The sequence below is a fragment of the Paenibacillus sp. genome (assembly GCF_031177825.1).
GTDB lineage: Bacteria > Bacillota > Bacilli > Paenibacillales > YIM-B00363 > Paenibacillus_AE.
In genome coordinates this window covers 82,445-88,655 of record NZ_JAPSKE010000024.1, presented here as the reverse complement: position 1 = coordinate 88,655, position 6,211 = coordinate 82,445, and the positions used below count along the sequence as shown (strand labels likewise).

7 protein-coding genes are annotated in these 6,211 nt (G+C 62.8%); 3 read left to right on the top strand and 4 right to left on the bottom strand.

From position 1 onward, the window contains the following. Window positions 1–162: 162 nt before the first annotated feature. The gene (locus tag RIN49_RS22215) at window positions 163–615 is read right to left on the bottom strand and encodes a hypothetical protein (RefSeq protein ID WP_309122342.1); all 453 of its coding nucleotides are present in this window, start codon (window positions 613–615) and stop codon (window positions 163–165) included. Window positions 616–794: 179 nt separating this feature from the next. Between RIN49_RS22215 and RIN49_RS22210 the strand changes: the two genes are divergently transcribed. Together RIN49_RS22210 and RIN49_RS22205 are read left to right on the top strand one after the other, a co-directional pair. Further along, the gene (locus tag RIN49_RS22210) at window positions 795–1,049 is read left to right on the top strand and encodes a hypothetical protein (protein ID WP_309122341.1); all 255 of its coding nucleotides are present in this window, start codon (window positions 795–797) and stop codon (window positions 1,047–1,049) included. 162 nt (window positions 1,050–1,211) lie between these two features. Further along, complete coding sequence (locus RIN49_RS22205; protein WP_309122340.1) at window positions 1,212–2,063, top strand: serine/threonine protein kinase; 852 nt, start codon at window positions 1,212–1,214, stop codon at window positions 2,061–2,063. Here RIN49_RS22205 and RIN49_RS22200 read toward each other — a convergent pair whose 3' ends face one another. Continuing rightward, on the bottom strand, window positions 2,064–2,255 hold the full coding sequence (locus tag RIN49_RS22200) for a hypothetical protein (RefSeq protein ID WP_309122339.1): 192 nt from the start codon (window positions 2,253–2,255) through the stop codon (window positions 2,064–2,066). 132 nt (window positions 2,256–2,387) lie between these two features. Between RIN49_RS22200 and RIN49_RS22195 the strand changes: the two genes are divergently transcribed. Continuing rightward, window positions 2,388–2,867 carry a glutathione peroxidase gene (locus tag RIN49_RS22195; protein ID WP_309122338.1) on the top strand — a complete coding sequence of 160 codons (480 nt, stop codon included), beginning with the start codon at window positions 2,388–2,390 and terminating at the stop codon, window positions 2,865–2,867. 72 nt (window positions 2,868–2,939) lie between these two features. Here RIN49_RS22195 and fdhD read toward each other — a convergent pair whose 3' ends face one another. Together fdhD and RIN49_RS22185 are read right to left on the bottom strand one after the other, a co-directional pair. Beyond that, entirely contained in the window at window positions 2,940–3,767 is an 828-nt protein-coding gene (gene fdhD, locus RIN49_RS22190) for a formate dehydrogenase accessory sulfurtransferase FdhD (protein WP_309122337.1), read from the bottom strand. A gap of 5 nt (window positions 3,768–3,772) precedes the next feature. After that, window positions 3,773–6,124, bottom strand: a complete 2,352-nt coding sequence (locus tag RIN49_RS22185; protein ID WP_309122336.1) for an FdhF/YdeP family oxidoreductase — start codon at window positions 6,122–6,124, stop codon at window positions 3,773–3,775. Window positions 6,125–6,211 lie beyond the last annotated feature (87 nt).

Sequence of the window (6,211 nt, the reverse complement as noted above, 5' to 3'; positions counted from 1 at the left end):
CCTCATTGTATTGGATTTGCTTCTGCCCTTTCTTTGGCGGCATAGAAAAATCCCCTCCGGTCAACAGTGTTTCATCCATGATACCATGGACTCTTTTTTCACTGTCTACCATGAGGGGATAATACCATCCTGACGCTCGATCGGGGGAGGTTATTTTTATGCTTACGCCGATCCGCCGCCCATCCGCGCCGCGGCGGCCCGGACTTCGTCGATCAACCGATCGAAGCCGACGGCCACCGCCTCCTTCAGGTCGGTCACCGCTCGGCCGATGCCTTCGAGCGCGCCCGTCTGCTCTTCGATCGCGGCCGTCTGCTCCTGAATCGACGCGTTCACGCCGCTCACCTCTTGCGTTAAGCTCGTTAACGCGAAGACGATCGCGCCGACGGCGATCATGAGCGCCAGGACGAGCACCCATCTCTGGTTGTACCAAGGCGCCGGCTTCGCATGCGTCTCTCTTCTCGGCCCGAAGTCCTCCATCGGATACATATAGTAACTGCGGTCATCTTCGATTCGGTTCTGTCGATGCGGCGCATGCGGCCCGCGAGGCGCCGGCGGCAGCCGCTCCTCTCCTGCATCGATCGAATTCGGATTCGGGTTTCTGTTCGGTTCGTTCATCGCGCATTCCTCCTCCTTCGCCTTGCGATCGGCGGAATTGCCATAGCGTTCGAGGCGGAGAGCCGTTTTCGGTCGGTCGGCGCTAGGCGCGTCGCATAATTGGGCGCTATTTACAGAAACTATAGAAGGAATTCCTTCAAGGGACTCCCTACATTTCATTCTATGGAGGAGATCCACCGATGAAAAACCAAGGCAACAGCATGCAGTCGCAAAATCCGCTGTCGCAAGCCCAACAGTCGCTCGACCATCTGCATAACGCCGTCGCGATGGCGCAATCGAAGCCGAACGATCAGATGATCCAACAGGCTCAGAATTCCTTGGAAAAGGCGTCCCGCTCCGTCGACCAAGCCCAATCCGCCGGCAACCCCAACGCTTCGCAGCTGGTGCAAAGCGAGCTGCAAGAAGAAAAAGAGAATCTTCAGTCGCTTCAATAAAAAAGAGGGACTTCGACGGTATGCCGTCGAAGTCCCTCTTCTTAATATCGGCCGCGCCGACGATGCGTTGCTTCCGTTACCGGAATTATTTCCGACGGCACCCGTTCTTCTGGCATTCCGTGCCGCTCCTCCGGTAAACTGTAAAGAAAGGGGCGATGAAGCATGCCGACGTGGAAGCACGCCGCCGCCCGGGTATGGAACGGCTGGAAGCGCCGCAGGGTGCTGTCCTGGTTCCGGCCCGGCGCCGTCGTCAAGGGACGGTATACGATCGTTAAGCCGATCGGCGAAGGCAGCTACGGCCTCGCCTACTTGTGCAGAGACCGCCGCGCGGGAGACCGGCCGTGCGTGCTGAAGCACGTTCAGCCGCTGCGCGGCGGCGCGCTCCGCACGGAGGCGGTGTACAGCCTGGAAACCGCGATGCTGGAGCGGCTGCGCCACCCCGCGGTGCCGCGTCTGTTGGATCGCTTCCGCTACCGCGGCGCGTTCTGCTTCGCGATGGAATACGTGCCCGGCCTCAGTCTCGAGAAGCTGTTGTTCGAAGAGGAACATACGTTTACCGAAGCGGAGGCGTTGCTGCTTCTTCGGCGGCTGATCGACGTCGTGGCGGATATCCATGCGGCGGGCATCGTCCATCGCGACATCCGGATCGCTAACGTCATCGTCGACGGCGAGCGCGTGCACTTGATCGATTTCGGACTGGCCCGCGATCTGCGGCCCGGTACGCCGGATCCCGTGCCGGACGACGTTCTGGACGACGATCCGATGGAGAAGAAGCTCCGCCGGCGCATCGACGTGACGAGCGATTTTTACGCGATGGGGCATCTGCTTCTTTTTCTGCTATACAGCTCATATCCGGAAACCCGCGAGGAACGCACCTGGGAAGAAGAACTGTCTAGTCTCGCCCCGGAAACGAAAAGGCTGCTCCGCCGGTCGCTCATGACGGAACAGCCCTATGCTTCTGCCGAAGAGATGCGGGACGACTTGGACGCCGCGATCCGCGCCTCCGCGAAGTAATTAACTGCTGTAGCTGGAGTATCCCTTCTTCTTGTAATAGCCGTGGCCGTATTGATTGTGCTTCGGGGGAACTCCGTACGTCGGCTTGTGGAAATGATCGCTGCTGCTAAATTTCTTATACCCGCCGTAGTGCGGTCCGTGATGCTTCTTGTGCGAGGACGAGAGAAGCGTCTTCAACAATTTTTTCAACATCGTCGAGCCCTCCTAACCTTTTGATAACATATACGAGAGGCCCCCTTGTCCGGTTGCGTTTCCCGAACGACTTTGGTACGTTCAATTTATGGAACAATCGCGCTGCGGCGCGAGCGAAAGGAAGTTGACCCGATGTCCGTCTACGATTTCAGCGCGAGAACGATTCGAGGCGAAGAGCGCTCGATGTCCGACTATCGCGGCAAGGTGCTGCTCATCGTCAACACCGCCAGCGAATGCGGCTTCACCCCGCAATACAAGGGCTTTCAGGAGCTTTACGAGAAATACCGCGACGACGGCCTGGAAATTCTCGGCTTCCCTTGCAACCAATTCGGCGGGCAAGAGCCGGGCGACGAGGCGGCGATCGCCGGCTTCTGCGAAACGAACTTCGGCGTGACGTTCCCGCTGTTCGCGAAGGTCGACGTGAACGGCGACGACGCGCATCCGCTGTTTACGTATTTGACCAAGCAGGCGCCCGGCATTCTCGGCACGAAGTCGATCAAGTGGAACTTCACGAAATTTCTCGTCGATCGCCAAGGCAACGTCATTACGCGCTACGCATCCACCGACAAGCCGGAAGACTTGGAGCGCGATATTCAAAAGTATTTGGGGTAACCCTCTCGCCGCTCAGCCCTCAGCCCTTCGCCCTTCGGCGGAGGGCTTTTCCTTCGTTGCGGGGGAGCCTTCTTATTCCCGAATTCGATGCGGGTGCGAGTACACGTTCAGCGACGCCCCGCGAACGAAGCCGACGGCCGTTATGCCGAGGTCGCGCGCGAGCTCGACGGCGATCGTCGTCGGCGCCGACTTCGACAGGACGACGGCGGCGCCGAGCTTCGCGACCTTCAGGACGACCTCGGAGGAGAGGCGGCCGCTGAACGCGACGATCCCGTCCCGAGTCGAGCGATGATCGAGCAGGCAGCGCCCGTACAGCTTATCGAGAGCGTTGTGGCGCCCGATATCGGATCTCGCGAACAGCATCCGGTCCGGCGAGCACAACGCCGCGTTATGCAGGCCGCCCGTCCGCCGGAACGTCTCCGACGCGTCCTCGAGCTCGCGCAGCCGGTCGACGCACTGCCGTACGGTCAGCGTTACGGCGCTGGTCGACGTGCGCGCGGCGCGGGCGTCGTTCACGAAGTAAAATTGTCGGCTCTTGCCGCAACAGGAGCCGATGAACCGCTTCGAGACGGCGTCCTTGCCGGCGGCGCGCGGGTTGCGCAGCCGGACGCGGGCGAAGCCGGAGACGGGGTCGATCGCGAGCGACGCGACCTCGTCCGCCCGGCGGACGATGCCCTCGGACGCCAAGAAGCCGTACACGAGCTCCTCCAGGTCGCTCGGCGTGCACACCATCGTGGCGAACTCCGCGCCGTCGAGCCAGATCGTCAGCGGCCGTTCGACCGCGATCCAATCCTCCGTCTCGCGGAAGCCGGAGACGTCGTAGCGAACGACGGCGCGCCGCTCCGCCGCTTTCGCGTCCGCGCAGGCGGAGGCGTCGTCGTGAATATCACCGTTTTCCATCCCGCTCAGCTCACCTCCGTCTCCAAGTCTTCGATCCGCTTCTCCGCGTACCGCACGTCTTTCCCCGCGTGATAAGCGTCTGCCTTCTCCAACGCGACGGTCGTATTGTATTCCGGAATGCCGGCATGCGGCTCGTATACGCCTTTCGGCAGCAGCGCGTTGCCTTCCGGCCAATAGACGGCGAGGTTGCCCGGCCGCGTGTCGGCGAGCTTCGCCCGGCCGTGGAAGACGCCATAGCGGTTATGCAGCACGACGCCGTCGCCGTCGGCGATGCCGTGCGCCGCCGCGTCGGACGGATGGAGGAGCACGTCGCGGCGGTCGGCGGCGTTGAACGGATCCTTCTCCCCATAGATCATCGAATTGAACTGCTTGCCGCGACGGGTCGTGAGGAAATAACGGCCTTCCTCCCGCCGCGTCTCGGGCAGCGCGATCGGCAGCAGACGCCCCCGGCCGTCGGCCGTCGGGCAGACGCCGCCCTCGCACAGCCACGCGCCGCCCCATTGGAAGACGTCGCCCTTGCGGCGCAGATGCTGAATACCGTCGTACGACGGGTTAGCGCGCGCGATCTCCGCCCGAATGGCCTCCGCCGACGCGAAGGCGACGCGCTCGGCTTCCTCCGGCTTCACGCGGCGCGCCAGATCCGCGTAGATCTGCCATTCGGCGCGCGCTTCCTCGATGCGCGGGCCTTCGATCTCCGGGGAGAAGTACACCATCCGCTCCGTCGACGTGGACGTCCCGCCGCCCGGCTGCTCGTAACGCGTCATCGCCGGCAGCACGATCACCTCCTCGCGCGCGTCGACCAAGGTGGAGGTGTTCAAGATGATATCCTGGTGCACCCGCAGGTCGACGTTCTCGAGACAGCGGCGCACGAAGTCCGGATCCGGCATCGTCTCGAGGAAGTTGCCGCCCGACGTGTAGAAGATGCGCAGCTTCCGCGCGTCGTCGTCGGGAAGGGCCGCGTTTTCTAAGGAAACGCCTACGATGTCGCCCTGCCACCGCGGCAGCCGGAAGCCCCAAAGCTTCTCGATGCGCTCGACCGTCGCCGGGTCCCACTCGCCGCCCGGCAGCGAGAACGGGTCCGCCCCCATCTCCCCGGACCCTTGCACGCCGGAATGGCCGCGAATCGGCATGACGCCGCAGCGCTTGCGACCGAGGAAGCCGCGCAGCATCGCCAGATTCGCCACCTGCGAGATGTTGTCGGTGCCGAACCGATGCTGCGTCAGTCCCATCGACCAGACGAACACGCCGGAGCGCGACCGGGCCAGCAGCTCGGCGAATTCGCGCATGCGCGAGCGCGTCATGCCCGCGGACGCTTCCAGCGCCGGCCAATCGAGCGACTCGACATGCGTCCGCAGCGCCTCGAGACCGGAAGTATGCGCCTCGACGAACGCGCGGTCGATCGCCGACCCCGGCCGCTCCGCCTCCATCTCGAACCACGTCTTCATGACGCCGTTCATGAACGCGATGTCGCCGCCGATGTTGACTTGGTACACGTCGTCGACGAGCTTCGTGCCGAACAAGGCGCTCTCCGGGATCGACGGGATCCAATAATGTTCCATAGAAGGCTCGCGGTACGGGTTAATCATGATGATCTTGGTTCCCTGCCGCTTCGCCGCGTACAAATACTTCGTCGACACCGGCTGATTGTTCGCCGCCACCGACCCCCAGAACACGACGACGTCGGATCCGATCCAATCGGCGTAGCTGCAGCTCGACGCGCCGATGCCGAGCGATCGCTTCAGCGCCGTCTTGCTCGGCGAGTGGCAGATGCGCGAGGCGTTGTCGATGTGGTTCACGCCGAGAAACCTAGCGACCTTCGCCGCGGTGTAATACACCTCGTTCGTGATGCCCCGCGCCGTCAGGAAGAACGCCGTTTGCTTCGGGTGCGTGCGCTTCATCTTCGCCGCGATTCGATCCATCGCCTCGTCCCACGACACCCGGGAGAACGTCCGCTCCCCCTTGCGCCGCAGCAGCGGATACGGAATGCGCCCCAGCCGGCGCAGCTCCGCGCTGTCGAGCTTCCGCAGCTCGTCGATGTCCTGGTGCAGGATGTCCGGCTTGATCGCCGGCATCGTGTTCAGCCGCAGCACATTCAGCCGCGTCGTGCACAGATGCGGGCCCGCGAGCGTCCGGTCCTTCAATCCCGCCACGCCGAGCGCGCACCCGTCGCAGACGCCCTGCGTCAAGATACGCGCCGCGTACCCGAGATTGTCCCGGTTCTCCCAAGCGACCTTCATCGTCTCGCGAATATGCGCGGGCTTCACCTTCCCGAGTCCGAACGGCACCAGGCTGACCCACAGCCGCGGATCCGGCGCGAACGGCAGCTTCTGCGGCCCTTCATGCTTCGTCTTCCCCATGAATGGATCTCCTCCTTAAATAAAGTCCGAAAAACGCAAAAACCGCGCACGAAACCATCCCGGTTGGGAACGGCCGTGAGCGGTTAG